Source organism: Methylobacterium sp. B1, assembly GCF_000333255.1.
GTDB classification, from domain to species: domain Bacteria; phylum Pseudomonadota; class Alphaproteobacteria; order Rhizobiales; family Beijerinckiaceae; genus Methylobacterium; species Methylobacterium fujisawaense.
Genome location: NZ_BACT01000058.1, coordinates 1 through 3,169 on the forward strand (window position 1 = coordinate 1; position 3,169 = coordinate 3,169).

The following is a 3,169-nucleotide window of genomic DNA, read 5'->3' on the forward strand; positions in this document are numbered from 1 at the left end:
CGCGAGGCCTGCGACCTCCTGTTGACGGCGGCCTCGCATGCCGACGGCGAGGCCCGGGCGGGCGCGGAGCGTGCCGCGGTCTACGTGCTCAAGATGGGCCAGCCGGTGCGGATCGCCGACCTCGCCGAGCGGATGATCCGGCTGGCCGGCTTCGAGCCCGGCGCGGAGATCGAGATCGCCTATACCGGCGCCCGGCCCGGCGAGCGGCTCAACGAGATCCTGTTCGCCCGCGAGGAGCCCCGGATCGCCCTGCCGGGCATCGACGGGGTGATGGCGGCGCGGCCGGTCTTCGCCGACCGGGCCCGGCTCGACGGCTGGGTGGTGCGGCTGCGCGACGCCGTGGCGGCGGGCGACCGGGCCGCCGCCGAGGCCGTGTTCGAGGCGGCCATCCCGCATTTCCGCGAGCGCGCCGTCCTCCGTCCCGGGCCGCCCCAGGAAGCCGCGGAGCCGGCTGCGGAGCCGGCCGCGGAGCCGGTCGGCGATCCGCCGCGCGCCGCCGCCGCGCCCGCCGCCCTCGGCTGATCCGGTCGGCACCTGAGGCCGCCCGGTGCTCACACCGTGGCGATCGGCGTCGTCGGCGAGCCCACCGCGCCGGGCAGGCGCAGCGGCGGGGCTGTGAGCAAAAAGCGGCTCCGTCCATGGGCGCGCAGCCACGCGGCCAGCGGCGTCAGGTGCCACAGTTCGCCGAGATTGACCCCGAGCTTGAACAGGCAGTGCTCGTGGAGCGGCAGCGTCGCGCAGCAGGCGGGACCGGGTCCCGCCGGGTAGGCCTCCACCGCGTAGTTGTCGGCGATCAGCGCGCAGAGCCCGGTTCGGGTGATCCACTCGAGGAGCCGCGGGTCCCGCCCGTCGAGGCCGGCGCAGAGATTGTGGACCAGCTTCGGGTCCGGATCGCCGCCCATGGCGATCAGCCGCTCGGCAAAGCCCGTATGCAGGCAGACCATGTCGCCGGGCTCGATCACGACGCCATCGGCCTCCAGGATCCGGGCGAGCTGGTCGTAACCCACCTTGGTCTTGGCGTCGCCGAGATGGGCGCGCAGGTCGATCATCACGGCGCGGCCCTGCATGCCGGTCTCGGCGAGGCGCTCGATCCCCAGGCGCTTCGCCCGGGATGGCTGATCCGCCGCCTCCGGCGCGCTCGGACCGACGATGTCCCGGCCGCCGCGGAAGCCGTTGTAGTAGGTCGGCGTCGCGCCCGTGCCGTCCGCGTCGAACAGCGACCCGACATGGGCGAGCGAGTCCCACTGCGTCGAATATTGCAGGTGGATCAGCGCCCGGTCGTCGCAGATCACGTCGGTGGCGCCATCGACCTCCTCGCAGACCGGGAAGTTCATGTTCGGCCGGCCGTCGGCGCGGCGGGTCGGGGTGATCTGGGGCGGGTGGCGGCGCGGGTTCAGGACGTTGCCGCCCGGCAGGTCCAGCGGCAGGCTGAGGCAGAAGGTCAGGCCCGCGCGCACCTCGGCGACGCCCTGCAGCACCTTCTCGGGGGTGAGCAGGTTCAGGCGCCCCAGCTCGTCGTCGGCGCCGAAATCCCCCCAGGTCGAGCCCTCGGGCCGCCGGGTCCAGCGCAGGGTCATGCCTGTGGTCCCCCTGCCCGCGCCGGCCGCTTCCTGAGGCTCCAGGGCCGCGGTCCGGGGCGAACCCCGGCCGCGGCCGAGCGTGCGTTCCTCACCAGACCGAGCCCTTCTTCGAGGCCGCCGGGCCCGCGCTTCGCAGGGCCGAGGCGAGCCTAGGACGCGGCGGCGCGCCGCGATACCCCGGGCGGAAAACGACTCGGTGCAAACGTCACCGGCCGGTCCCGATCGGCCCCTTGTGATCCGTCGGAGCGCGGGTACAGTCCCTCTCCAAGCCCGCGAATATAAAATTCGGGCACTGGGATGAGGAAGCGCCGATGTCCGAGACCGTGCGCGCCGCCGCTCGGGTTGCCCCGATTCGGCGCATGCTGCCCGCGCTGATCGCGGCGGGGCTGGTCGCCGCCGGGCCCGTCCGGGCCGCGGATCCGATCAAGATCGGGGTGATCGCCGAGGCGCAGTCGGTCGCCGGGGCCTCGATCCCGCAGGCGGTCCAGCTCGCCGCCGACGAGATCAACGCCAAGGGCGGGATCGACGGGCGCCAGATCCAGGTCGTCACCTACGACGACAAGTCCTCCGCCTCCGACGCGGTCCGGGCCTTCCAGCGGGCGGTCTCCGAGGACAAGGTCAACGTCGTCATCGCCAGCTACATCTCGGAGGTCGTGCTGGCGCTGATGCCCTGGGCGGCGCGGCTCAAGACGCCGATGATCACGCCCGGCGCGGCCTCCAACGAGATCAGCGTGAACGTCCATAAGGACTACGCGCGCAACAAATACACCTTCCACGGCTACCTGACCTCCCACGCCCTAGCGCAGGCGGTCTGCGACTCGGCCAAGGAGGTGCTGGTCGGGACGCTCAAGGCCAAGACCGCCGCGATCATGAGCGAGGACGCCGCCTGGACCCGGCCGCTCGACGCCGCCTACCAGGAATGCCTGCCGAAATCCGGGCTCAAGGTGGTGGAGCATGTCCGCTTCTCGCCGGACACGGGGGACTTCACGCCGATCTACAACAAGATCGAGGCGGCCAAGCCCGACCTGATCGTCACCGGCATCGCCCATGTCGGCGTGCAGCCGACCGTGCAGTGGCAGAACCAGCAGGTGCCGATCACCATGACCGGCATCAGCGGCCAGGCGACCTCCTCGACCTTCTGGGCCAACACCAACGGCGGCACGCAGGGCGTGCTGTTCGACAGCGTGGCGCTGCCGGGCGTGGCGCTCACCGAGAAGACGATCCCGTTCTCCGAGGCCTTTACCAAGCGCTTCGGCGGGGCGCCTTCCTACGCGGGCTTCATGGCCTACGACGCCGTCTACTACACCGCGGAGGCGATCAAGCGGGCGGGCTCCACGGAGGCCGACAAGCTCGTCGAGGCCCTGGAGAAGACCGATTATGTCGGCACCGTCGGGCACCTGAAGTTCTACGGCAAGGACGACCCGTTCACCCACTCGATCCAGTACGGCCCCGGCCTGATGACCAGCGTCCTCGGCCAGTGGCAGAACGGCAAGCAAGTGGCGATCTGGCCGGCGGCGACCGCCAACGGGACCATGATCCTGCCCCCTGCGGTGAAGGCGGCGGTCCCGTNGGCGACAGGGAGAGCACGA

Annotated in this window: 3 protein-coding genes; 2 read left to right on the forward strand and 1 reads right to left on the reverse strand. The window is 71.8% G+C overall.

The annotated features are described in order from the left end of the window. On the forward strand, positions 1–522 hold a 522-nt coding region (locus I53_RS01635), incomplete at its 5' end, for a polysaccharide biosynthesis protein (protein WP_043345970.1). Between the two features lie 29 nt (positions 523–551). Here the strand turns inward: I53_RS01635 and I53_RS01640 are convergent. Then, complete coding sequence (locus I53_RS01640) at positions 552–1,577, reverse strand: cyclase family protein (protein WP_043345972.1); 1,026 nt, start codon at positions 1,575–1,577, stop codon at positions 552–554. Between the two features lie 314 nt (positions 1,578–1,891). Between I53_RS01640 and I53_RS01645 the strand changes: the two genes are divergently transcribed. Continuing rightward, the coding region (locus I53_RS01645; RefSeq protein WP_083935936.1) for an ABC transporter substrate-binding protein at positions 1,892–3,169 on the forward strand (1,278 nt) is incomplete at its 3' end.

Coding starts and splice junctions, on each gene's coding strand:
- I53_RS01640 (WP_043345972.1), bottom strand. CDS start 1,577: ATGACCCTGCGCTGGACCCGGCGGCCCGAGGGCTCGACCTGGGGGGAT.